Origin of the sequence: Lysobacter sp. Hz25, from assembly GCF_046097045.1 — a bacterium.
Lineage (GTDB): Bacteria > Pseudomonadota > Gammaproteobacteria > Xanthomonadales > Xanthomonadaceae > Lysobacter > Lysobacter antibioticus_B.
Window position 1 is genome coordinate 1650358 of the sequence record NZ_CP175666.1, and the last position, 23959, is coordinate 1674316.

22 protein-coding genes are annotated in these 23959 nt (G+C 68.9%); 10 read left to right on the plus strand and 12 right to left on the minus strand.

The window, feature by feature from the left end; genetic code table 11:
• The first annotated feature begins 11 nt into the window (after positions 1–11).
• Together ACKN61_RS06800 and ACKN61_RS06805 are read left to right on the plus strand one after the other, a co-directional pair.
• Positions 12–3635, plus strand: coding sequence for an ATP-binding protein (locus tag ACKN61_RS06800; protein WP_408952847.1), 3624 nt, complete (start codon positions 12–14; stop codon positions 3633–3635).
• A 124-nt stretch (positions 3636–3759) separates the two neighbouring features.
• Positions 3760–7500 (plus strand): ATP-binding protein, encoded by a 3741-nt coding sequence (locus ACKN61_RS06805; protein WP_408952848.1) that lies wholly within the window; start codon positions 3760–3762, stop codon positions 7498–7500.
• Between the two features lie 100 nt (positions 7501–7600).
• On the opposite strand, the gene hemE is transcribed toward ACKN61_RS06805, so the two are convergent.
• From hemE to ACKN61_RS06820, 3 genes are all read right to left on the minus strand, one after another.
• Positions 7601–8677: a uroporphyrinogen decarboxylase gene (gene hemE, locus ACKN61_RS06810; protein ID WP_408952849.1), complete on the minus strand. Its 1077-nt coding sequence runs from the start codon at positions 8675–8677 to the stop codon at positions 7601–7603.
• Between the two features lie 306 nt (positions 8678–8983).
• Complete coding sequence (locus tag ACKN61_RS06815; protein WP_408952850.1) at positions 8984–9238, minus strand: WGR domain-containing protein; 255 nt, start codon at positions 9236–9238, stop codon at positions 8984–8986.
• A gap of 85 nt (positions 9239–9323) precedes the next feature.
• Positions 9324–10298, minus strand: coding sequence for a GlxA family transcriptional regulator (locus ACKN61_RS06820; protein WP_408952851.1), 975 nt, complete (start codon positions 10296–10298; stop codon positions 9324–9326).
• Positions 10299–10416: 118 nt separating this feature from the next.
• On the opposite strand from ACKN61_RS06820, the gene ACKN61_RS06825 reads away from it, so the two are divergent.
• Positions 10417–11064 carry a cysteine hydrolase family protein gene (locus tag ACKN61_RS06825; RefSeq protein WP_408952852.1) on the plus strand — a complete coding sequence of 216 codons (648 nt, stop codon included), beginning with the start codon at positions 10417–10419 and terminating at the stop codon, positions 11062–11064.
• 114 nt (positions 11065–11178) lie between these two features.
• Here ACKN61_RS06825 and ACKN61_RS06830 read toward each other — a convergent pair whose 3' ends face one another.
• Positions 11179–11766, minus strand: coding sequence for a hypothetical protein (locus ACKN61_RS06830; RefSeq protein WP_408952853.1), 588 nt, complete (start codon positions 11764–11766; stop codon positions 11179–11181).
• Positions 11767–11961: 195 nt separating this feature from the next.
• On the opposite strand from ACKN61_RS06830, the gene ACKN61_RS06835 reads away from it, so the two are divergent.
• Positions 11962–12639, plus strand: a complete 678-nt coding sequence (locus tag ACKN61_RS06835) for a hypothetical protein (protein WP_408952854.1) — start codon at positions 11962–11964, stop codon at positions 12637–12639.
• A gap of 95 nt (positions 12640–12734) precedes the next feature.
• Here the strand turns inward: ACKN61_RS06835 and aroB are convergent, their stop codons facing one another.
• Positions 12735–13841, minus strand: a complete 1107-nt coding sequence (gene aroB / locus ACKN61_RS06840) for a 3-dehydroquinate synthase (protein ID WP_408952855.1) — start codon at positions 13839–13841, stop codon at positions 12735–12737.
• Positions 13838–14410, minus strand: a complete 573-nt coding sequence (locus tag ACKN61_RS06845) for a shikimate kinase (protein ID WP_408952856.1) — start codon at positions 14408–14410, stop codon at positions 13838–13840. Before ACKN61_RS06845 ends, aroB begins: the two co-directional genes overlap by 4 nt.
• A 151-nt stretch (positions 14411–14561) precedes the next feature.
• Between ACKN61_RS06845 and ACKN61_RS06850 the strand changes: the two genes are divergently transcribed.
• On the plus strand, positions 14562–14765 hold the full coding sequence (locus ACKN61_RS06850; protein WP_031370969.1) for a dodecin family protein: 204 nt from the start codon (positions 14562–14564) through the stop codon (positions 14763–14765).
• Positions 14766–14831: 66 nt separating this feature from the next.
• Here the strand turns inward: ACKN61_RS06850 and ACKN61_RS06855 are convergent, their stop codons facing one another.
• On the minus strand, positions 14832–15725 hold the full coding sequence (locus ACKN61_RS06855; protein ID WP_408952857.1) for a kinase: 894 nt from the start codon (positions 15723–15725) through the stop codon (positions 14832–14834).
• Positions 15726–15742: 17 nt separating this feature from the next.
• Between ACKN61_RS06855 and pdxH the strand changes: the two genes are divergently transcribed.
• On the plus strand, positions 15743–16348 hold the full coding sequence (gene pdxH, locus ACKN61_RS06860) for a pyridoxamine 5'-phosphate oxidase (RefSeq protein ID WP_408952858.1): 606 nt from the start codon (positions 15743–15745) through the stop codon (positions 16346–16348).
• Complete coding sequence (gene aac(6'), locus ACKN61_RS06865) at positions 16303–16806, plus strand: aminoglycoside 6'-N-acetyltransferase (RefSeq protein WP_408952859.1); 504 nt, start codon at positions 16303–16305, stop codon at positions 16804–16806. Before pdxH ends, aac(6') begins: the two co-directional genes overlap by 46 nt.
• A gap of 58 nt (positions 16807–16864) precedes the next feature.
• Here aac(6') and ACKN61_RS06870 read toward each other — a convergent pair whose 3' ends face one another.
• Both ACKN61_RS06870 and ACKN61_RS06875 read right to left on the minus strand, forming a co-directional pair.
• Entirely contained in the window at positions 16865–17290 is a 426-nt protein-coding gene (locus ACKN61_RS06870; RefSeq protein ID WP_408952860.1) for a GNAT family N-acetyltransferase, read from the minus strand.
• Between the two features lie 64 nt (positions 17291–17354).
• Positions 17355–18149, minus strand: coding sequence for a cobalamin-binding protein (locus ACKN61_RS06875; protein WP_408952861.1), 795 nt, complete (start codon positions 18147–18149; stop codon positions 17355–17357).
• 266 nt (positions 18150–18415) lie between these two features.
• On the opposite strand from ACKN61_RS06875, the gene ACKN61_RS06880 reads away from it, so the two are divergent.
• Positions 18416–19360, plus strand: coding sequence for a lipase family alpha/beta hydrolase (locus tag ACKN61_RS06880; protein WP_408952862.1), 945 nt, complete (start codon positions 18416–18418; stop codon positions 19358–19360).
• A gap of 27 nt (positions 19361–19387) precedes the next feature.
• A complete protein-coding gene (locus tag ACKN61_RS06885) occupies positions 19388–20368 on the plus strand; it encodes a lipase secretion chaperone (protein WP_408952863.1) in 981 nt (326 codons plus the stop codon).
• A 227-nt stretch (positions 20369–20595) separates the two neighbouring features.
• On the opposite strand, the gene ACKN61_RS06890 is transcribed toward ACKN61_RS06885, so the two are convergent.
• The 3 genes from ACKN61_RS06890 to ACKN61_RS06900 all read right to left on the minus strand — a co-directional run bounded on the left by ACKN61_RS06890 (position 20596) and on the right by ACKN61_RS06900 (position 22698).
• Entirely contained in the window at positions 20596–21069 is a 474-nt protein-coding gene (locus tag ACKN61_RS06890; RefSeq protein ID WP_408952864.1) for a DUF4426 domain-containing protein, read from the minus strand.
• Positions 21066–21902 carry a pyrroline-5-carboxylate reductase gene (proC, locus tag ACKN61_RS06895; RefSeq protein ID WP_408952865.1) on the minus strand — a complete coding sequence of 279 codons (837 nt, stop codon included), beginning with the start codon at positions 21900–21902 and terminating at the stop codon, positions 21066–21068. The genes ACKN61_RS06890 and proC overlap by 4 nt, the downstream gene beginning before the upstream one ends.
• Before the next feature lie 97 nt (positions 21903–21999).
• Positions 22000–22698 (minus strand): YggS family pyridoxal phosphate-dependent enzyme, encoded by a 699-nt coding sequence (locus tag ACKN61_RS06900; RefSeq protein ID WP_408952866.1) that lies wholly within the window; start codon positions 22696–22698, stop codon positions 22000–22002.
• A gap of 160 nt (positions 22699–22858) precedes the next feature.
• Here ACKN61_RS06900 and ACKN61_RS06905 point away from each other — a divergent pair, with 160 nt between their 5' ends.
• Positions 22859–23896, plus strand: coding sequence for a type IV pilus twitching motility protein PilT (locus tag ACKN61_RS06905; protein ID WP_031370959.1), 1038 nt, complete (start codon positions 22859–22861; stop codon positions 23894–23896).
• The last annotated feature ends 63 nt before the right edge of the window (positions 23897–23959 follow it).

A 23959-nucleotide genomic window follows, 5' to 3' on the forward strand; every position in this document is an offset into this window, starting at 1 on the left:
GAACCGGATGGATGTCGCACAATGAGCCGCGCTTGCGCCTGCTCGAAGCCGTTGCGACGATAGCGTTCGACCGCACCGGGGCTTCGCTCGCGGTCCAGGAGGAACCCGTGCTGGGACGTTGTCTGTGTCTGCTGATGTTGCTGTTCGCCATGCAGGCAGAGGCACGCCTTCCCGAAACGCCGCGTTTCCGCCGTTACGGCCAGGAACAGGGGCTGCCGAAGTCGGTCGTGAGCATGGACCTGGACCGCCAGGGCTATCTGTGGATCGCGACCGAAGACGGCCTGGCGCGCTACGACGGTGTCGAATTCACGGTCTGGCGCCACATCATCGGCCTGTCCGGTTCGCTGCCGGACAATATGATCGAAGACGTCTACGTCGATGGCCGCGACCGCGTCTGGGTCGCCAGCCGCGACGGACTGAGCTGGCTCGGCAGCGATCGCAAGGAATTCGTCCGCGTCGTCTTCGAAGGCCAGGACGCTTCGTGCAGCGACGATGTCTCGTACATGACCGGCACCCCCGACGGCGCGATCTGGACCGCGACCTACGACGGCGAGATGTGCCGCATCGACGCCGATGGCCGCTTGTCGCGCTACACCCCCGGCGTCGGCGCCGGCGAACGCCTGCCGCCGGGGCCGGTGACGGCCTTGCTCAGCGACGATCACGGCCGCTTGCTGGTCGGCACCATGCACGGCCTGGTGCGCTTCGAGCGCGGCCGCTTCGGCCCGATCGGCCGCGACGAGACTGCCGGCGTGCGCATCGGCGAGCTGTCGCGCGAAACCGACGGTTCGATCTGGGTCGGCAGCCAGCGCGGCCTGTTCCGGCTCGGCACCGACGACCGCATGACCGCGGCGCCGTGGGCGCTCGGCGAGCAGACCACCAATGCCATCGTCGTCGGCGATCAATCCGGCGGACGCTGGATCGGCACCACCGCCGGCCTCTACCGCGTCGACCGCAACGGCGAGGCGCGTTTGTTGCAGGACGATGCCGGCGACGGCATCTGGGATCGGCGCAGCGGCCTGCAGCAGATGCTGCGCGACGGCGAAGGCGGGCTGTGGCTGGTGACCTATTCGCAGGGGCTGGTTTATCTGCCCCCGGACTGGAATCGTTTCGCTTCGATCACCTCGGTCGGCGGCATCCAGATCGACCGCCTCGACGTGCGCGACATCGCGCCCGACGGCGAGGGCGGCTTCTGGATGCTGTCGGCGACCGACCTGTATCGCCTGCGCCGCGATGCGCGCGTGCTGGAACCGGTCGCCGACAACCAACAGCTCGGCCTGAAGTGGATGCATACCCTGTATCTGCGGCCCGACGGCAAGCTGTGGATCGGTCATTCCAGCGGCTTGAGCCTGTTCGACCCGGCCACGCGCCAAGCGCGCAACTGGCCGTTCGGCGCCGGCGAACTCGGCACCACGGTGTGGTTCCTGCACGAACTGCCCGACGGCGGTCTGTGGCTGTGGTTCTCCGACGGCAGTGCGCGCCGTTACAACGCCGCCGGCGAGCGCCTGCCGTCCGGCGAGATCGAGCGCGTGTTCTCCACCGCCGGTTTCACCACCGGCGCCGCGACCTTCGTGGTCGGCCCCGAGGAGCAGCCCTGGTTCGCCGGTACCGCCGGTTTGCTGCGTTGGGACGGCAAGCGCTTCGTCGCCGTGCCTGGCGGCGCGTTCGGCGACGTCCAGGCGATGGCCTTCGCCGGCCCGCATCGGTTGTGGATCGCGCGCAATGGCGCGCTGGAATCGTATCGCTGGGCCGAAGGCCAGCTTGCGTTCGAGCAACGCATCGACAACAGCGCCGGTTATCCCGACACCAGCGTGTCCGGCTTGCTGGTCAGCGACGCCGGCATGGTCTGGGCGACCACCTCGCGCGGTTTGCTGCTGGTCTCGCCGAAGGACAAGCGCCTGCGTCTGTTCGGCCTGGGCGACGGCATTCCCAACGTCGAGTTGAACCGCACTGCGCCGCAGCGCGGCGCCAAGGGCATCGCCGCGTCCTTGTCGCTCGACGGCCTGGTGCTGTTCGATCTCAATACGCCGTTCCCGCGTTCGCGGCCGCCGCGGCTGTCGCTGGAAAGCCTGAGCGTGCGCCGCGAAGAGGACGAGTGGTCGTTGCCGGTCCAGCACGACACCGTGCAACTGGAATCCGACGATCGCGATTTCCGCGTGGTCGCGCGGCTGATGTCCTTCCTCGATCCGCGCTCGCATACCTATCGCTTCAAGCTCGGTGGCTACGACCCGGACTGGATCGAGCAGCGCGCCAACGGCGAGCGCGTGTTCTCGCGTCTGGAGCCGGGCGAATACCGATTGCAGGTGAAGGCCGCCGGCGCCGACGGCATCTGGTCCGATCCGGTCGCCTTCACCCTGCACGTCAAGCCGCCGTGGTGGCGCGCGACCTGGGCCCAGGTCGGTTTCGTATTGATCGCCCTGCTGCTGCTCGGGATCGGCGCGCTGGTGTACCGGCGCCGCCTCGGCCGACGCAGCGATTGGCAACTGGCCGTGCACAAACGCGAACTCGCCGAACAGGCCTCGTTGGCGAAGACGCGCTTCCTGGCCACTCTGGGGCATGAGGTGCGCACGCCGATGACCGGCGTGCTCGGCATGAGCGAGTTGCTGCTGGACACGCCGCTCGACCCGCGCCAGCGCAGTTACACCGAGGCGATCCGCCGCGCCGGCGAGCACTTGCTACGGCTGGTCAACGACGCCCTGGACCTGGCGCGGATCGAATCGGGCAAGCTCGAACTCGAAGACCGGCCGTTCGACCTGCGCGGGCTGGTCGACGAAGTCACCGGGCTGATGCAGCCGCTCGCGCGCCAGCGCGGGCTGGCCTTCGATGTCGTCATCACTTCGAGCGCGCCGCAGGGCCTGCGCGGCGATCCGAGCCGTGTCTGTCAGATCCTGTTGAACCTGCTCGGCAACGCGATCAAGTTCACCGAACAGGGCAAGGTCAGCCTGATCGTCGACGCGCTGGCGCCGCAGGGCGTGCGCTTCGAGGTCGTCGACACCGGCCCGGGCTTGAACGAAGAACAGAAGACGCGGCTGTTCCGGCGCTTCGAGCAGGCCGAAGGCGCGCGCACCGCGGCGCGTTACGGCGGCAGCGGCCTGGGCCTGGCGATCTGCCAGGAGCTGGCCGCGGCGATGGAAGGGCATATCGCGGTGCAGAGCGAACCCGGGCAGGGCGCGCGCTTCATCTTCGACGTGCCGCTGCTGCCGGTGGCGCCGCCGCCGCCGAGCGCCGATTCGGAGACCGCGCCGACGGTGACGCGCCGTTCGCAACCGCGCGCGATCCTGCTCGTCGAAGACGACGCCACCGTGGCCGAAGTCATCGCCGGCCTGCTGCGCGCGCAAGGCCATCGCGTGACCCATGTCGCCAACGGGCTGGCCGCCCTGGCCGAAGTGGCGACCGGGCATTTCGATCTGGCCTTGCTCGATCTCGACCTGCCCGGGCTCAACGGCCTGGACCTGGCGCGGCAGTTGCGCGCGCAGGGTTTCGAGCGGCCATTGATCGCGGTGACCGCGCGCACCGATCCGGACGCCGAGCCGCAGACGCGCGAGGCCGGCATCGACCGTTTCCTGCGCAAGCCGGTGACCGGCGCGATGCTGGCCGAGGCGGTCGCCGCGGCGATGGGGCACGCGCCGCCCGAGTAAACCCAGCGCCGGCGTTCGCGGCCGCGGGCGGATGGGCGACGGATTTGGCTGCGGCCGCGCTTGCGCGAGAACACACACATTGCGACGATCCCGGATCGCCGCGCGTTGTGGCGAGGGAGTTCGGATGCGGCGCACTATTCGATGGCTGTTCGCGCTGACCGTGGCGGCGCTGTCTTGCGTGGCGCTGCCGCCCGGCTTGATCTCGACCGCCATGGCCGGCTTGCCCGAGACGCCGCGTCCGCGCCAGCTCACGGTCGCCGACGGCCTGCCGTCCAACACCGTCAACCGCATCGCCGAAGACCGCCAAGGCTATCTGTGGCTGGCCACCAGCGAAGGCCTCGCCCGCTACGACGGCAGTGGCTACCGGGTCTGGCGGCGCGAACAAGGCCTGCGCGACAACTTCCTGTGGGCGGTGCACGTCGATGCGCGCAACCGGGTCTGGATCGGCACCAGCCAGTCCGGCCTGGCTATGCTCGACGCCGACCGCAAGCAGTTCCGCTACTACGACCGGGCCAATACGCCGGCGTTGCGCGACAACAACATCTGGTCGATCGCCTCCACGCCCGACGGCGCGCTGTGGTTCGGCACCGCCCACGGCGGCCTGCACCGGATGGCGGCCGACGGCAGCATCACCCGTTATGTGGCCCGCGAAGGCGATCCGCGCAGCCTGCCCAGCGACGGCATCGCCAACCTCAGCGTCGCCCCCGACGGCACGCTGTGGGTGAGTACGCTGGCCGGCGCGGCGCGTTGGACCGGGCGCGATTTCGAGCGCGTACCCGACAAAGCGCTGACCTCGGTCATCGTCAACACCATCACCTTCGAGAGCGACGGCACCGCCTGGTTCGGCACGCCGCACGGCGTCGGCGTGCGCCGTCCCAACGGCCGCTACGAAGCGCAACCGTGGGCGCGTTTTGCCCCCGGCAAGACCATCATCGATGTGCTGCGCCGCGATCGTAGCGGCCAGTACTGGTTCGATCTGCCCGAAGGCCTGGGCATCGGCAACGCCGAAGGGGTTGCGGTCGTGCCCTTGTTCAGCAGCACCAGCCAGGGCCTGGTGCGGCCGAACTGGTCGGGCGCCTACGAGGATCGCGAGGGCGGTCTGTGGTTCGCCAGCAACGGCCACGGCCTGTGGTATCTGCCGCCGAACTGGCGCCAGTTCTCGGTGCTGACGCGGCGCATCGACGACCCCGCGACCCTGGGCAACGCCAGCGTGCGCGGCATCGCCCCGGCGCAGGGCGGCGATATGTGGCTGGTCGGCAGCGGCGGCGCGCTCGACCGCCTCGATCCGGAGACCGGGCATGTCGTGCATGTCGCCAAGGGATTCAGCGGCAACCTCGGCCTGGACCGGGTGCTGCAGGATCGCGCCGGCCAGGTCTGGGTGACTTATTACGGCGGCCTGGCGCGCATCGATCCGGCCACCGGCGCGCACCGCAACTGGAGCCTGGACAGCGCCCGCGATCCGACCATCGGCGGCACCACCGCCGAGTTGGTCGAAAGCCAAGGCTTGATCTGGCTGCTCGGCAGCGACGGCGATCTGCAGGCGCGCGATCTCGACGGTCGCGTGCGCGAGTCGTTCGCCTTCGGCGAGCGCGGCCTGCCGAAGGACGCGGTTCTCGAACAAAGCGGTAACGGCCCCGACGGCGCCTTGTGGGTCTCCAGCTCGCAAGGGTTGTGGCGCTGGGACGCCGCCGCGCGCCGCTTCGATGCGGTGCCGGGTTCACCGGCGCAGCCGGTGCACGCTTTCGCCTTCGAGGGGCGCACGCGGATGTGGGCGGCCGGTTTCGGCACGCTCGAGGCTTATCGCTGGGACGGCGTGCGCCTGCAACGCGAATCGAGTCTCGGCGCTCGCGCCGGCCTGCCGATGACCGAAGCGCGCGGCCTGATCGTCGATAGCGCCGGCTTGGTCTGGATGACCACCACACGGGGCCTGGTGCGGGTCGACCCGCAACTGCGTTCGGTACGCGTGTACGGGGTCAAGGACGGTTTGCCGAGCCAGGAATTCCTGGAACGGCCGCAGGCGCGCCCGAGCGACGGCCGCATCCTGGTCGGCAGCCCGGAAGGCCTGATCCTGTTCGACCCGGCGGTGGTGCGGCCGATCGACCGCGCGCCGCCGCTGATCATCGAAACCATCGAAGTGCGGCGGCGCAACGAGCGCATCGCGTTTCCGGTGGCGAATGCGGCGGCCGCGGTCGCTGCGGTCGAGCGAGTGTCGATCGCGCTCGAAGGGATTTGGTCCGATGGCGTTCCTCCTGTAACGACGGCCGACGGCATCTCGAGGGTCGCCATAGCCGATGGCATCGCGCCGATCACGATCGCCGACGGCATCGCGCCCATTACGACAGCCGACGGCATCGCGCCTATTACGATCGCCGATGGCGATCGCGACCTCCGCATCGTGGCGCGGCTGTTGTCGTTCAACAATGCACAGACCAACCGTTACCGGTTTCGGCTCAGCAACTACGATCCCGGTTGGGTCGATGTCGGCGCCAGCGGCGAACGCAGCTTCTCGCAGCTCGCACCCGGCGACTACCGCCTGGAAGTCAAAGCCAAGAGCGCCGACAACGTGTGGACGCCGGTGCAGGTCATCGCTTTCCATGTCGATTCGCCGTGGTGGTGGAGCCCATGGGCGATCACCGGTTTCATCGCCCTGGTGCTGTCGCTGCTCGGCCTGCTCTGGTTTGCCTACCGCCGGCGTGCGCGCCGCCGCCTGGCCTGGCAGCGCGCCGAACACGAACGCGAAGTCGCCAAGCAGGCCTCGCTGGCGAAGACGCGTTTTCTCGCCACCCTCGGCCATGAAGTGCGCACGCCGATGACCGGTGTGCTCGGCATGAGCGAGCTCCTGCTCGACACCCCGCTCGACGATCGCCAGCGCAGCTACACCCTGGCGGTGCGCCGCGCCGGCGAGCACTTGCTGCGCCTGGTCAACGACGCGTTGGACCTGGCGCGGATCGAATCGGGCAAGCTCGAACTCGCCGACGAAGCCTTCGACCTGCGTGCGCTGGTGGAGGAAGCCTGCAATCTGATGGCGCCGCTGGCGCGCCAGCGCCGCCTCGCGTTCGAGATCGACATCTCATCGGGCGCGCCGGCGGGTTTGCGCGGCGACGTCAGCCGGGTCTGCCAGATCCTGCTCAATCTGCTCGGCAATGCGATCAAGTTCACCGACGAAGGCAAGGTCAGTCTGCGCGTGGAAGCGTTGCAGCCGCAGGGCGTGCGCTTCGAGATCGCCGACACCGGCCCCGGCCTCAACGAAGAACAGAAGAACCGCTTGTTCCGCCGCTTCGAACAAGGCGACGGCGCCCGCACCGCGGCGCGCTACGGCGGCAGCGGCCTGGGGCTGGCGATCTGCCAGGAACTGGCGGCGGCGATGGACGGCCACATCACCGTCTACAGCGAACCGGGGCAGGGCGCGCGTTTCGTCTTCGACCTGCCGTTGCAGAACGTCGCGCCGCCGCTGCGCAGGCACGACGAATCCGCGTCGATCGCCTACGCCGCGCCGCTGTCGCTGTTGCTCGTCGAAGACGATGCGACCGTGGCCGAAGTCATCGCCGGTCTGTTGCGCGCGCAGGGGCATCGCGTCGCCCATGTCGGCAACGGCCTGGCGGCCTTGACCGAAGTGGCGACCGGGCACTTCGACCTGGCCTTGCTCGATCTCGACCTGCCCGGCATCAACGGCCTCGACCTGGCCCGCCAGCTGCGCTCGCAGGGTTTCGCACAGCCCTTGATCGCGGTGACCGCACGCGCCGATGCCGACGCCGAACCGCAGGCCACTGCGGCCGGCTTCGATCGTTTCCTGCGCAAGCCGGTGACCGGCACCCTGCTGCGCGAAGCCATGGACGCGGTGCTGTCGCGCAAGACGAGCGGCTGAGTTCAGCCTGGACGACTGCGCTTAGCCCTCTCCCGTTCACGGGAGAGGGGTTGGGGCGAGGGCACCAGCTCAGTGCGTACCCTCACCGATCGAACGAGCCTCAGCGCGCACTCAGCTCGTGCACCGCCGCGACCATCGCCGCGACGTGTTCGGGCTGCATGTCCGGCGACATGCCGTGGCCGAGATTGAAGACGTGACCTTCGCGCGAGCCGCCGTTGCCATCGCGGTAATCGTCGAGCGCGCGGCCGACTTCGCCGCGGATCGTTTCGGGCGTGGCGTACAAGGTGACCGGGTCCAGGTTGCCCTGAATCGCGACCTGGCCGCCGATACGGCGCGCGGTGTCGCCCAGGCCGATGGTCCAGTCCACACCCACCGCTTCCGCGCCACTGGCGGCGAGGTCTTCGATGTAGGGATCGTTGCCCTTGCCGAACAGGATCAGCGGCGCGCGTTCGTCGCCTTCGCCGCGCGGCAGTTCGGCGGCGATGCGTTGCAGATAGCGCAACGAGAACTCGCGGTACATCGACGGCGACAGCACGCCGCCCCAGGTGTCGAACACTTGCAGCGCCTGCGCGCCGCTGGCGTGCTGGGCCTTGAGGTACTCGATCACCGCATCGGTGACCACGCTCAGCAGACGGTGCATCGCCGCCGGATCGTTGAGGGCGAGCGATTTCACCTTCGAGTAGTTGTCGCTGCCGCCGCCTTCGACCATGTAGCAGGCCAGCGTCCACGGGCTGCCGGAGAAACCGATCAAGGGCACCGAGCCGTTCAATTCGCGGCGGATCGTGCTCACCGCATCCATCACATAGCGCAGTTCCTGGCCCATGTCGGGCACGGCAAGGCGGTCGATGTCGGCGGTGGAGCGGATCGGGCGCTCGAACTTCGGGCCTTCGCCGTCGGCGAAGTACAGGCCCAGGCCCATCGCATCGGGCACGGTCAGGATGTCGGAGAACAGGATCGCCGCATCGAGCGGAAACCGGCGCAGCGGCTGCAGGGTGACCTCGCAGGCCAGCTCCGGGTTCTTGGCCAGGTTGAGGAAGCTGCCGGCCTGGGCGCGGGTGGCGCGGTACTCCGGCAGATAGCGGCCGGCCTGGCGCATCAGCCAGACCGGCGTGCGGTCGACGGGTTGGCGACGCAAGGCGCGCAGAAAGCGGTCGTTGACGGGAGAGGGATTGGACATGAGAGAACCGTGGCGAAGTACGCCGTCAATGGGAGGGAAAGGTGGAATGCGGCGAGCCGGTGGGGCTGCGCGGGAATGGGGTGGGCGGGCGGTCGTGGCCAGCTAAAGCAAATTCCCCTCGATCCCCCTTTTCCAAAGGGGGAAGACCTGTCGATGGGAGAACACCCACCTTCGCAATATCGTCGCAGCGACAAGGTAGCGGCCAGCGACCAAGCGTCGCGCCGCTACACGCTGTTCCCCCCTTGGTAAAAGGGGGGCAGGGGGGATTTGCTGTTCCCGCCCGACCGGACCGAACCACGGAAAGCCTCATCGCGGCGCTTCGGCGCCCTGCGAGAACATCAGGTGGAAGCCGCGCTTGAGCTGTTGGTCGCGGGCCTGTTCCAGCGCCGCCAGGGCGCTGTCGTGGTTCATGAACTGCTCGCGCCGGACCGTGCTGCGGCCGCCGATCTGGCCGGTTTCGCGCACCAGCGTCCAGCCGCCGAGCAAGTCGGGCTGCAGCATCAGCTGTACGAAGCGGGGGGCTTCGCGGCCTTCCGGCCGTTGTTGGAGAAGGAGGCGCACCCGGCGATTGTAGCGGTTGCGGGGCCCGCGCCGAGCGGGCCCGTTGTCGCGGTCCGCACGCCGGAGCGTTGCGTCGGCGGTACTTTCAGGCGCCGCGGAAACCGCGTCGGTAGGCCGAGGGCGAGGTGCCTAGCTGGGCGGCGAAGTGTTGGCGCAACGAGGCCGGGGTGCCGAAGCCGGTCTCGGCGGCGATCGTGTCCAGGCTGACGTCGCTGGTTTCCAGCAGGCGCTGCGCGCGCGCCAGGCGTTGGCCGGTCAGCCATTGCCCGACCGTGGTGCCGGTGCTGTCGCGGAAGCGGCGGGTGAAGGTGCGCCGGCTCATCAGCGCGCGTTCGGCCAGGGCGTCCAGGCTGTGCGGCTGGTCCAGGTGGGCCAACGCCCAGGCCAGCACCGTGGCCAGGCGGTCGTCCTGGGCCGAGGCCGGCAGCGGTTGTTCGATGTACTGGGCCTGCCCGCCCTGACGATGCGGCGCGACCACCAGGCGGCGGGCGACGCGGTTGGCGATCTCGGCGCCGTGCATGCCGCGCAGCAGGTGCAGGCAACAATCCAACGCCGCGGCGGTGCCGGCCGAGGTGGTGATGCGTTCGTCGTCGACATAGAGCACGTCGCGTTGCAGCGCGACCTGCGGATAGCGCGCGGCGAAGTGCTCGCTCCAATGCCAGTGCGTGGTCGCGCGGCGACCGTCGAGCAGGCCGGCTTCAGCCAGCACGTAAGCGCCCAGGCACAGGCCGACGATGCGCGCGCCGCGCGCGTGGGCGCTGCGCAAGGCCTTGAGCAAGGGCTCCGGCGGGCGCTCGTCGGCGTCGCGCCAGGACGGCACGATGATGGTGTCGGCGCTGCGCAGCGCCTGCAGGCCGTGGCGCGTCTCGATGCTGAAACCGGCGCGGGTGCGCAGGCGACCGGGCTCGGCGGCGCAGACGCGCAGGTCGAACTGCGGCAGGTCGAGGTCGCGGTCGCCCTCGCGGTTGTCGAACACCAGGCAGGGCACCGACAGGTGGAAGGGGCTGATGCGGTCGAAGGCGACCACGGCCAGGCGGCGGGAAGCGGCGGATTCGTTCATGGCCCGATTCTACATGGCCCGATCCTATCGAATATTGTCATTCGGGCCAGTATCGGCCGGATCGGCAAAGACGAACAATGAGCCCACTTCGCAGCCACCCCTTCCCCGGAGACCACTCATGAACGCTTCGTCCAACAGCCGCAAACGCGCCCTGGTCGTGATCGATGTCCAGAACGACTATTTCGCCGACGGCCTGCCGATCGAATATCCGCCGGTCGCCAAGACCCTGCCCAACATCGGCCGTGCCATGGACGCTGCGCGCGCCGCCGGGGTGCCGGTGGTGGTGGTGCAGAACACCGCGCCGGCCGGCTCGCCGGTGTTCGACAAGGGCACCCCGGGCTGGGAGCTCAACGACGTCGTCGCCAGCCGCCCGCGCGATCACTACATCGAGAAGAACTTTCCGAGCGTGTTCACCGGCACCGACTTCAAACAGTGGATCGAGCGCAACGGCATCGACACCCTCAGCGTGATTGGCTACATGACCCACAACTGCGACGCGTCCACGGTGTTCGAGGCCGCGCATCTGAACTTGAACGTGGAGTTCCTGCACGACGCCAGCGGTTCGCTGTCGTACGAGAACAGCGCCGGCCATGCCAGCGCCGAGGAGATCCACCGCGTGTTCAGCGTGGTGTTCCAAAGCCGCTTCGCCGCGGTGCTGAGCACCGAGGAATGGATCGATGCGCTGCACACCGGTGCGGTGCCCTACCTCGACAACCCGCATGCGTCGAACCAGCGCGCACGGGCACGCAACAAAGCCGCCGCCTGAGGTTCGCTGCCGCCATCCGGACCCGGCCCGGGTTCGAGCCGGTCTTGCGATGTGCGGCGTTGCAATGCGAAGCCCCGCCCAGGCGGGGCTTCGTCTGTCGGTGGCTCGGCGACTTCAGAACGACGGCGGGTTCTTGAGTTGGACCTGCTGCACCCAGGTGCCGAAACCGGTGTCCAGGTGCACGATCTCGCCGAGCAACTGCGCACCAAGCGCCTCGGCCTTGATGAAGACCGAACCGTTGTTGTACTCGTTGATCTCGTACTCCGGCCGGCCGCGCACGATGGTGCGCGAGGCGTTCACGTACTGCAGGCCGGTCACGACGATGTTCCACTGATTGCCGTTGGCGTTCAGGGTGGCGAAGGCCGAGCTGTCGTAGACGCCGCCGTTGGTGTAGTTCAGCACCGCATGTTTGATCGCGTCGGTGAGCGCGTTCCAGCTGACGTTGAAAATCACCGTGCTGGTGCGCGCGTTCGGGTAGTTGCCGAAGCGCTCGTAGGCGGCCTGTGCGGCGCTCTCGGGTAGGTCGGTCGGCTCGAAATGCTTGTCGAGGAATTGGAACTGGTTGGCCATGGACGGCTCCTTGGTGGTGACGGCGGCGGGTTGTGCGGAAGTGGGCTGGCCGGCGCCCGCCGCATCCGTCGCGGGCGAGGACCGGGTCAGGGCGTTGTGCAGAAGCAGCAGTTCGAGGGGGTTCAAGGCCATGCGGTGCCGATCCTCAGCGCGGGCGGTGCACATCTGGAAACGCGAGGGCGGGGGTGTTGTGAAGCGCGGCGGCGCGCCGCGACGGAGTTCACAGGGGCGGCGCGGCTGCGTTAGTTCGGGCAGTGGATGCAGGCGGGCCGTTCGTTGCGAGCGCACCGCTTTCGATCTTGTCCCGACCGCCAGGAGCCCGCCCCGATGCCCGTATTGACCGCCGCACAACTGCAAGGACTCGCCAGCAACAACCTCGGTGCCGGCACCGAGCTCGATCCCGATTGGCCCGATCCCTATCCCGATGCGCCGTGCTGGGGCTATGCATTGTTCGGAGGCCCGGGCGGGCATGCCGCCAACACGCCGCCGACGATCTTCGACCAGGCCTGGTCGTTCGATGCCGAGGCCGAAGACTTCGTGCTCAATCCGGGCTTCGTCGACTGGGTCCACGATACCTTCGGCAACGCCGCGGCCGATGCGCAGGCGCAGATCCTCGCGGCGAACGCCGCCACCGCCGGCAACGATGCCGCGCCCGGCAGCGCCGCGGCGAAACAGGCCTGCACGCGTGCACTCGCGCGCCTGTGCATGATCCTCAGCGGCCTGACCTTATCGGGCAACGGCGGAGCCGCGCCGACACAGTATTCCATCGTCATGGCCTCGGACGGTTGGCGGACTTGGGAACATTGGGCGCTGGGCCTGGCGAACAACGTCGGCGCGCCAGATAACCCGGCGGTCCAATACACCCAACGCGATGCCGGCGTGAATCCGGTCAATACGCGTTGCGGGATCGTCTGGGGGAATCATCCGATCCTCACCACGCTCTACGTCGCCGAGCTGCTGCCCGGGCATATCGAGTACCTGCAACACGCCGTCGGTTGGCCGTGAGCCAAGTCGCGTGATACGTGACGCGTGACGCGTGATACATGATGCGTGACACAGGACGGATGCGGCCGCCGTCGGGCCGCATCCGCGTAGTGCGATCAACCGGCGGCGAGCACCGACAGCACCGCGTCGTCGGGCACGCCGGCGACGATCCGCGCCGCGCCGGCCTTGTCCCACAGGATGAAACGCAGGCCGTCGGCGTCGGCCTTCTTGTCCAGGCGCATGCGTCCCAGCAAGGCTTGCGGTGCCAGGCCGTCGGGAATCGAGGTCGGCAGGTCCAGCCGTTCCAGCAAATGCTTCAGGCGATCGACGTCGGCTGCGCTTGCGCGTCCGAGCACCGCCGACAGGCGCGCCGCCAAGACCATGCCGACCGCGACCGCTTCGCCGTGGTTGAGGCCATCGCCGCGGGTGCCGGCATAGCCTTGTTCGGTTTCGATCGCGTGGCCGAAGGTGTGGCCGAAATTGAGCATGGCGCGGTCGCCGTGTTCGTACAGATCGCGTGCGACCACGTCGGCCTTGTAGCGGCAGCTGCGCGCGACCGCTTCGGCCAGGGCTTCGTCGTCGCGGGCCAGCAAGGCCTCCGCGTGCGCTTCCAGCCAATCGAGAAAACTGGCGTCGAAGATCGCGCCGTACTTCACCACTTCGGCCAGGCCGGCGCGCAGTTCGCGATCGGGCAGGGTGCGCAAGGCGGCGGTGTCGGCGATCACCGCGCGCGGCGGATGGAAGGCGCCGACCAGGTTCTTGCCGCTGGGCAGGTCGACCGCGGTCTTGCCGCCGACCGAGGAGTCGACCATCGCCAACAAGGTGGTCGGCATCTGCACGCAGTCGATGCCGCGCATCCAGCAGGCCGCGGCGAAGCCGGCCAGGTCGCCGACCACGCCGCCGCCGAGCGCGATCACGCTGGCGTCGCGGGTGGCGCCGAGCGCGGCGAGCGCGGCCAGGCATTCGCCGAACCGGGCCAGGGTCTTTTCGTGTTCGCCGGGGGGGATCACGAAATGCGCCACGCTCAGGCCCGGCTTGGCCGCATGCAGGGCGGCTTCGACGCGGGCGAGGTAAAGCGGGGCGACGTTCTCGTCGCTGACGATCAGCGCGTGGCGTCCGCGCACGGTGCGAGCCAGGCGTGCGCCGTCGTCGAGCAGGCCGGCGCCGATCTCGATGCTGTAGGTGGGCCCGCCCGATACTTCGACCCTGCGTATCGCGCTCATGCGTTGACTCCGGAATAGGGGTGGGGCGCCGACGAGGCCTGCGGGCGTCGCCAGAGCCGATCGAGTTGCTCGGCGAGCCGAGTCGCGGCCTCGGCCGAGGTCAGCGCGCCGGTGTCGAAGCGCAGGTCGGCGACTTGCGCGTACAGCGGCGCGCGTTGCTCGGCCAGCGTGCGCAGCACCTGCTCGCGGTCGCTGCCGGCGAGCAGGGGGCGGCTGCGGTCCTGGGCCAGGCGTTCGAGCTGCTGCTCGACGGTGACCAGCAACTGCACCACGAAACCGCGTTCGCTTAGCAAGCGCCGGTTGTCGGCGGCGAGCACCGCGCCGCCGCCGGTGGCGAGCAGCAGGCCGTCGCCTGCGAGCAGCTCGGCCAGCACCGCGCTTTCACGGGCGCGGAAACCGGCTTCGCCTTCGTGTTCGAAGATCGCCGCCACGCTGCTGCCGGTGCGTTGCTCGATCTCGCGGTCGGCATCGGCCAGGCGCAGGCCGAAATGCTCGGCGAGGCGTTTGCCGATGCAGGTCTTGCCGGCGCCCATGGGGCCGACCAGGATCAGGTTGCTGGCGGGGTTCATGCGCCGATTGTAGGGCACGCAATAGGGCGGCCGTGCGACGGTGCTTGCGTCGTCTTAACAGGCACCGGCCTAGGCTCGGATCTCCGTCGCCGCGCAGGCGGCGGGCGGTCCTCCGGGACGCCCCATTCGCAGCACCCATCAGGAGAAAGACATGGCGGTCGCCAAAGTCATCGAACTCAATACCTCGTCCACCATCGGCATCGAGGACGCGGTCAAGACCGGTCTGGCCAAATGTGCCGAGTCGGTCAAGAACATCCAGGGCGCCTGGGTCAACGACGTCAAGGTGGTCACCGACGGTTCCGGCAACATCACCGAATGGCGAGTCAACCTGAAAGTGACGTTCGTCGTGAAGTAAGCGCGACCGCTGCGACCGATCGGGAGTGACGAAGCCGGCATTGCCGTCGCTTCGTCACTCGCTGCGTCACTGCCGGTTCGCGGCTGAGACAACTCGTCGCGAGGCATCCAGGCGCAGACTCGCATCGGCGATCTGCGGCAGCCGCGCCAGCGCCTGCCGGCTGACCCGTTCGAACAGGCTCACGAAGCGCTCCACCTGCGCCCGCGTCATCGCCTGGCGGCTGGGCCGCCGCGCCTGCATCGCGCATTCCTGCTGCCAGCGCCAATCGGCGACGACCTCGAAACCCGGCGGCTGCAGGAACAGCAAGCGATCCAGCCGCGACCACAGCGCCGGATAATCGCGGCCCAAGGCGGCGTTGCAGTAGCCGCGCCAGCGGCCGTCGCCGTCCTCATCGCGTTCGAGTGCATTGATCGGTGCGACCAGTTCGGCCGCAGTCTGCATCGGCGTCTTCAGGAACCAGCCTTCGAACAGGATCAGGTCGACGGCTTCGGCCTGTGCCCAACGCGACGGCACGACCCGCGTATCGCGCAGCTTGTCGAAGCGCGGCCAGCGCACCGCGGCGCCGGCACGCAAGTGGTCGAGCACCTCGCAGGCCAGATCGACTTCGTGGGTGCCCGGCGGACCGCGCGTGGCCAGCAGTGGGTGGACCTCGCGACCCAGGCGCAGGCGTTCGCGCCGGCCGAGATAGAAGTCGTCGATCGACAACACCGCCACGCGCAGCCCGCGCGACCGCGCGAGCGCCGCCACCTGCGCCGCCAGCGTCGATTTGCCGCTGCCCTGCAGGCCGCAGATGGCGTAGACGCGGGCGTTCGCGGTAAGCGCGTCGTCGAGCACGTGGGCGACGCAGGCTGGTTCAAAGCCGGCCGGTGCAAAGCCGGCCGGTTCGAAGCCGGCCGCTGCGGCCGGCTCGTGGCCCGGCGCTTTGCCGGATAGGGCTGACGGATGCAGGCGCGACGACATCGGCTCACAATAGCGCAATGACCACGACCCACGACCTGCTCAACGAAGCCCTCGCCACCTTCGATACGCTGTTCGAAGAAGCCCGCACCGCCGGCGAGCCCGACCCGACCGCGATGACCGTCGCCACCGCCTCGCTCGATGCGCGGCCGTCGGCGCGCACCGTGCTGCTGAAGGCCCACGACGCGCGCGGTTTCGTCTTCTACACCCACCTCGACGGGCGCAAGGGCCGCGAATTGCAGGCCAACCCGCATGCGGCGCTGTTGTTCCATTGGCCGCGCGTGCGCCACGGCGTGCAGGTGCGCATCGAGGGCGCGGTGGAAGTGGTCGGCGATGCCGAGGCCGATGCTTATTTCGCCACCCGCGCGCGCGGCAGCCAGCTCGGCGCCTGGGCCTCGAAGCAGTCCGAGACCCTCGCCGACCGCGAGACCTTCGAGCAGCGCCTGGCCCAGACCGAACAGCAGTTCGAGGGCCGCGACGTGCCGCGCCCGCCGCGTTGGACCGGCCTGCGCGTGCGCGCCGAGAAGATCGAGTTCTGGTACGGCGCCGACTTCCGCCTGCACGAGCGCTGGTCCTACGAATGCGACCGCGCCGGCGACTGGAACAAGCGGATGTTGTATCCGTGACGCCGGCCTGGCGCGTGCGCGCCGCGATCGCCGCCGATGCCGGCGCCTGGTCGAGGCTGCGCCAAGCGCTTTGGCCCGAGGCCGACCCGAGCCAGCACGCAGGCGACATCGAACAGATGCTCGCCCGGCCGGACAGCGCCGTCGCGTTCGTGGTCGTCGATGACGACGGCGAAATGCGCGGCTTCGCCGAAGCCAGTCTGCGCCGCGATTACGTCAACGGCACCGAAAGCTCGCCGGTGGGGTTTCTGGAAGGCTGGTACGTGCAGGCCGATTGGCGCGGCCGCGGCGCCGGCCGCGCTCTGATCGACGCGGTCGAGCAGTGGACCTTGCAGCGCGGCGCCAGCGAATTGGCCTCGGATGCCTTGCTCGATAATCACGCCAGCCACCGTGCCCATGCGGCCTGCGGTTTCGACGAGACCGAGCGCGTCGTGTATTTCCGCAAGCGCCTGCACGACTGATGCGGAGCGACTGCAGCTGCGTTGACCGCGATGCGCGAAACGAACCTCGGCTTGCGTCTCAGTACTCGCGCTTGTACCAGAAGGTGTCGGGCATCCGCGCCATGCCGGCGCGTTCGTAGAAGCCGACCGCGTCCGGCACCGAGGCCAGGACTACGCTGACGCTCGGCCCGACTTGACGGCGGACTTCGTCGAGCAGGCCTTTGCCGATGCCGAGCCCCTGCGCCGAAGCCGACACCGCCAGTTCCGACAGATAACAGCACCAGGAAAAATCGGTGACGCAGCGGGCCACGCCGACCAAGGTCGCATCGGCCCGGTCCAGGCGCGCGGTGACGATCAGGTTCGCCGCCGACAGCATCGCCTGCAGGCGCGGCTCGTCGGCGACCGGACGGATGGTGCCGAGGCCGGAACGTTCGAGCACCTGCCGGAACTCGGCGACCTCGACCGTCGGTTCGCGGGCATAGACGATGCGGATGGGTTCGGCCATGGCCGGCACCTTCGCACCGCCCGCGCCGCGGTGCAAACGCGCGTTAGGCGCGCGCTCAGCGGTGTCAGCGCTGTTTGGCCGACCAGGCCTGGATGATGCCGCTCAGGGCGTCCAAGCCCGCGGTCAGCGCGGCCGGGCCGGGCTGCAGGATGATCGGCGACTTGATCTCGTGCAGTTCGCCGTCGCGCACCGCCGGAATCGCGTCCCAGCCCTCGCGCGCCGCCACCTGTTCGGGGCGGAATTTCTTGCCGCACCAACTGCCGAGGATCAGATCCGGCGCGCGCCGCACCACTTCGAGCGGGTCGGCCAGGATCCGGTCGCGCGCCAGCGACATCGCCGCGCGTTCGGGAAAGACGTCGTCGCCGCCGGCGATGCCGACCAGCTCGGAGACCCAGCGGATGCCGGTGATCGGCGGCGTGTCCCATTCCTCGAAATACACCCGCGGCCGGCGCGGCATCGCCGCGGCGCGCGCCTGCATGTCGGCGATGCGCCGCTCGTATTCGTTGGCCAGGGCATCGGCGCGGTCGCCGGCGCCGACCAGGGCGCCGAGGCGGCGGATGTAGTCGAGGATGCCGGCGACGCTGCGGTGATTGCTGATCCAGACTTCGATGCCGTGCTTGATCAGCTCGCTGGCGATCTCGGCCTGAATGTCGGAGAAGCCGACCACGAAGTCGGGCTGCAGCTTGAGGATCTCGCCGATCTTGGCGCTGGTGAAGGCGCTGACCTTAGGTTTTTCCTTGCGCGCGATCGCCGGCCGCACGGTGAACCCGCTGATGCCGACGATGCGGTGTTGTTCGCCGAGCAGGTACAGGGTTTCGGTGGGCTCTTCGGTGAGGCAGACGATGCGTTGCGGGCCCATGGGGTTCCGATGCTGACGGCGAAGCGGGGATTGTCGGCCAAGCCGGCGATCCGCGGCGAGGGGCCATGGCCGGCGGCAGGGCAACTCGGCGCAGATTTGGGTGCAGCGCAGCAATCGCAGGCCCCTCCAGGCCGGGTAAACGGCGGAATCGCACGGCGGGATCACAGTTCGTCTCCGTATGGTGCAGCGCGGCGTGTGTTGACCATACCGCTTCGTACAGTCGGGCCGTCGGTGCCTGCCGACGTCCACCCACCATCGGAGGGATCATGTCGCGACTTCACTACCGGCGCCTGTTGCGCGCACCGCTGCTGCTGGCCTGTCTGCTGTTGGCCGGGGTGCTCCCGGCATCGGCCGACGATTACACCCGGACCCGCCACCCGGTGGTGCTGGTGCACGGCCTGTTCGGCTTCGATGCGATCGGCGGCGTCTACGGTTACTGGTTCGGCATTCCCGAGGCCCTGCGCGCCGGCGGCGCCCGCGTGCACGTCGCGCAAGTAGCCGCGACCCAATCCAACGAAGTCCGTGGCGAAGCCCTGATCGACCAGCTCGAACACCTGCAGGCTCTGCACGGCTACGGCAAGTTCAATCTGATCGGCCACAGCCAGGGCGGCCCGACCGCGCGCTATGTCGCGGCGGTGCGTCCCGACCTGGTCGCATCGATGACTTCGGTCGGCTCGCCGCATGCCGGCAGCAAGGTCGCCGATTTCGTCGGCACGACCCTGCCCGAAGGCTCGCCGCTGCGGCCCCTGGTCGCATCGTTCGTCAACGCCTTCGCCGGCCTGATCGGTCTGTTGTCGGGCAGCGACGACACCCAGGATTCGCTGGCGGCATTGGCCGCGCTGGAAAGCGCCGGTTCGGCGCGGTTCAACGCGCGCTACCCGCAGGGCGCGCCGACCACCGCCTGCGGTTCCGGCGCCGCAAGCGTCAACGGCATTCGCTATTACTCGCTCGGCGGCACCTCGCGCGGCACCCACCTGCTCGACGCTTCCGACGTGGCGATGGTCGCCGGCGGCCTGTTGTTCGGCGGCGAAGCCAACGACGGCCTGGTCGGGCGCTGCTCCTCGCATTGGGGCCAGGTGATCCGCGACGACTACGCTTGGAACCATCTCGACGAGGTCAACCAGATCGCCGGCCTGCGCGGCCTCTTCAGTTCCAGCCCGACCAGCGTTTATCGCAGTCAGGTCAACCGCCTCAAGAACGCCGGTCTGTAAGCGATGCGGCCGGTGCCGGGCATGCTCGTGGCGGCGTGTGCCCTCGCCGCCATGCTGGCGGGCGGGTGGTGGCTGTCGACCCGCGACGGCGGGTCGGCGATCACCACCGCGGCGATGACCGCGGTGCGCGACATCGATCCGCCCTTGCTCGTTGCGGCCCCTGCGGGCGGCCCGGCGATTGGTACGACAGCAACGTCGCCGACCGACTCCCTGCGCGACACCGACGTCGACGGCGCTGTGCGCGTCGACGCGCAGGGGCGTCCGCAGCCGGATCGCGAGTTGCGGCGTTTGTTCGATTACTTCCTCAGCCGCACCGGCGAGCAATCGCCGGAAGCGATCCGCGTCGCCCTGATCGCGCATCTGCAGCCGCGCCTGGCCGCCGATGCCTTGGCGACGGTGCTGGCCTGGTTCGATGCTTATGTCGCCCTGGAGCGCGACTCGGTCGTGGCCGGACACGAGGCCCGCGACATGACGGCCGCGGTGGCGCGGGTGCGTTCGCTGCGCCTCGAACGCCTCGGCGCCGAACTCGCGCAGGCCTGGTACGGTGAGGAAGAACGCGCCTACGACGACGTGCTCGCACGGCGCGGGTTGTTGGCCGACCGCAGTCTCGACCAGGCCACACGCGCAAGGCGCCTGGCCGAACTGGACGCGCGCTTGGACCCGCAACGGCAGGTCGTGCAGGCGCAAGGTCTGGAACTCGACAGCGCCGTGCGGCAAAGCCGCGATTTCGAACTGCGCCAGGTCGATGCCGCCACGCGTTACGCCGAACGCGAAGCCTTGTTCGGGCGCGAGGCCGCGCAGCGCCTGGCCGCTCTGGATGCGCGCAAGGCGCAATGGCAGGAGCGCTTGCGCCGCTATGCCGCGCAGCGCCGACGCGTGCTGGCCGATACCGCGCTCAGCGACAGCCAGCGCCAGCAGCGCATGGCTTCGCTATTACAGGGGTTCGACGCCAACGAACGCCGCCGTGTCGATGTGTTGACGCGCAATGGGTTGTTGCCGGGGCCGTAGAGCTTGCGTCGGCGGTCGTAGTGTCGTGGTCGCGGCTCGCGCCGCTCCTACCCCTTGCCGCGTCGCCAAGGGGTAGGAGCGGCGTCCTACTGGATTTCCTGCGGTCACGAGCCGCGACCGCCATGGTCAACGATTGCGCTGCGCAAGGACCCGTTATATCCAAACGTCCAGCGCCCTTGCCCGTCATCCCGGCGAAAGCGGGGTGAATGGATGTGCGACCGACAACCTCAGAAAAAATCCCGATTGAACTGCAAGGTATAACGCTGCCCCTGTTCGCCCACGGCCTTGACGTCGAAGCGCAAGGTATCCGGCGGCGAGATCGCGACCACGCCGACGTAGTCGAGCAGGTCGCCGTCGCGCATCTCGCGCATGCTCAAGGCCTGCTTGCGGCCGAGCAGATCGACGCTGATCACCGTGACCTTGGCCGGCACCGACACCGAGGTCGCGTCGTCGCCCTTGCGCAGCGACACCACCACCAGCACCGTGCGTTCGTCGTGGCTGGCGCCGTAGCGTTGCGCGATCGCCGGCGACAACTGCTTGGCCTGGATGGCACTGGCGCGCACGCTGATGTCGCCGACGCGCACCACTTCCTCGCTGCGCGCGGCATTCGGGTTCTGCGCCGGCGCCGGGCCTTCGCCGCCGCAGCCGGCGAGCAGCGCCAGCATCAATCCCGCCGCGGCCTTGCCTGCGAAGCCGTTCATTCGTTCGCCGCCGACAACTGGCGGCCGCGCTCGGTCGCCGCAGCGATCGCGCGGTCGACCAGGGCGCGGAAACCGCCGGCCTCGAAAGTTTCGATCGCGGCCTGGGTGGTGCCGCCCGGCGAGGTCACGCGTGCGCGCAGCACTTCGGCCGGGTCCTCGCTATGGGTCAGCATGGTCGCCGCGCCGAGCAGGGTCTGTCGGACCAGGGCGCGCGCTGCCTCGGCGCTCAGCCCCTGGGCCTGGCCGGCCTGCTGCATCGCTTCGGCGAGCAGGAACACGTAGGCCGGGCCGCTGCCGGAGACCGCGGTCACCGCATCCATCTGCGCTTCCTCGTCGATGCGCACGGTCGGCCCGACCGCATCGAGCAGGCTCGCCGCCTGGTCGAATCGCGGGGCCGCGGCGGCGTTGGCATACAGCCCGGTGATGCCGGCGCCGAGCAGGGCGGGGGTGTTGGGCATCGCCCGCACCACTGCGGCACCGCCGCCCAGCCAGCGGTCGAGCTGGCCGGCGGTGATGCCGGCGGCGATCGAGATGGCCAGCGGACGTTGCGCGACCGCCTGCGCCGACAGGCTCGCGCAGACCTCGCGCATGACCTGCGGCTTGACCGCGAGCAACCACACCGCCGCGCCCTCGGCTGCGACGCCGGCGTTGTCGAAGCACTGCACGCCGAAATCGCGTTGCAAAGCCTCGCGCAAGGCTTCGACCGGTTCGGCCACGCGCAGGTCGCGTGCGGCGACGCCGCGGGCGAGCAGGCCGCCGATCAGGCTGCGCGCCATGTTGCCGCCGCCGATGAAGGCGATCGGCGCGGAGGGTAGGGAAGCGGATTCGGACATATTCGACCACTGCGGAGACCGGCTCGCAGGATAACAACCGGCGTCGGCGGCGTCCGCGCTGCCCGCTTGGACGCCCGGGCACCCAGGCGTTGGGTGGTCAGGCCTGCGGCTTGGTCCGCGCGCCGAACAGGGCGGTGCCGATCCGGACCATGGTCGAGCCCTCGGCGATCGCCACGGCGTAGTCGTCGCTCATGCCCATCGACAAGGTGTCGACGCTGCGGTGAGATTGAGTGAGCGAGTCGAACAACTGCTTACTGCGCCGGAACGCCGGGCGCAGCAGCTCCGGCTCGTCGTGCGGCGCCGGGATCACCATCAGTCCGCGCAGGCACAGCCGCGGCTCGGCGGCGATCGCCGTCGCCAGCGCCTCCACTTCCTCGGGACGGCAGCCGTGCTTGCTGGCTTCGTCGTCGATATTCACTTGAATCAATACGTTGAGCGCGGCCTGGTCGGCGCGCCGGTGCCGGGCCAGCGCCGTCACCAGCTTCAGGCGGTCGACGGTCTGGACCCAATCGAAGCGCGTGGCGGCCTCGGCGGCCTTGTTCGACTGCAGGTGGCCGATCAGGTGCCACTCCAGGGGCAGGCCCGCTGCGGCGGTCCCGGCCATCGCGGTTTGCTTGGCCAGGGCCTCCTGAACGTAGTTCTCGCCGAACGCGGTTTGCCCTTTCAGCGCCAGATTCGCGACCGCCGTCTCATCCCGGGTCTTACTGACCGCAAGCAATCGAGGTACCGGCCTTCCGGCGTCATGCGCCGCATGCGTCAACTGATGCAAGATGTCGTGCAGGACGTGCTCGTGCACGAGGGGAATCCTGTAGTGAAAGGGCTGGATCGGACATGCCGTGAGGGGGCTATACTGCCTCGCAGGGGTGGTTTGGTTCCAGCTTGAAGTTGCAATCAAGCCCTTGAGGCTGGCTTTTCACGGACCCGGTTGACGGGTCCCTGCAGTGCGGGGAGCACGCATGGATATCGCCGAACTTCTGGCGTTTTCGGTCAAGAACAAAGCATCCGATCTTCATCTGTCGGCAGGTCTGCCGCCGATGATCCGGGTCGACGGCGACGTACGCCGCATCAACATCCCGGCCCTGGACCACAAACAGGTCCATGCGCTCGTCTACGACATCATGTCGGACAAGCAGCGCCGCGACTTCGAAGAATTCCTCGAGGTCGACTTCTCGTTCGAGATTCCCGGCCTGGCGCGTTTCCGCGTCAACGCCTTCAATCAGAACCGCGGCGCCGGTGCGGTGTTCCGTACCATTCCGTCGGAAGTGCTGTCGCTGGAAGACCTCGGCTGCCCGCCGATCTTCCGCCAGCTGATCGAGCAGCCGCAGGGCCTGATCCTGGTGACCGGCCCGACCGGTTCGGGCAAGTCGACCACGCTCGCGGCGATGATCGACCACATCAACAAGAACGAGTACGCGCACATCCTGTCGGTCGAAGACCCGATCGAGTTCGTGCACACCTCGCAGAAGTGCCTGATCAACCAGCGCGAAGTCCACCGCGACACCCACGGCTTCAACGAGGCCCTGCGTTCGGCCTTGCGCGAAGACCCCGACTACATCCTGGTCGGCGAGTTGCGCGACCTGGAAACCATCCGCCTGGCGCTGACCGCGGCCGAGACCGGCCACTTGGTGTTCGGCACCCTGCATACCTCGTCGGCGGCCAAGACCGTCGACCGCATCATCGACGTGTTCCCCGCCGGCGAAAAGCCGATGGTGCGTTCGATGCTGTCGGAGTCCTTGCGCGCGGTGATCTCGCAGGCCCTGCTCAAGAAGGTCGGCGGCGGTCGTACCGCGGCGTGGGAGATCATGGTCGGCATCCCCGCCATCCGTAACCTGATCCGCGAAGACAAGGTCGCGCAGATGTACTCGGCGATCCAGACCGGCCAGAGCCACGGCATGATGACGCTCGACCAGCACCTGCAAGACCTCGTCAAGCGCGGCATGATCCTGCGGCCGCAGGCGCGCGAGTACGCGAAGGACAAGCGTTTGTTCGACTGATGCGCCCGCCGGCGAAGTTTCCCGCTTCGCCGGCCTCCGCACCGCGCCGATCGCCGCTTGCGC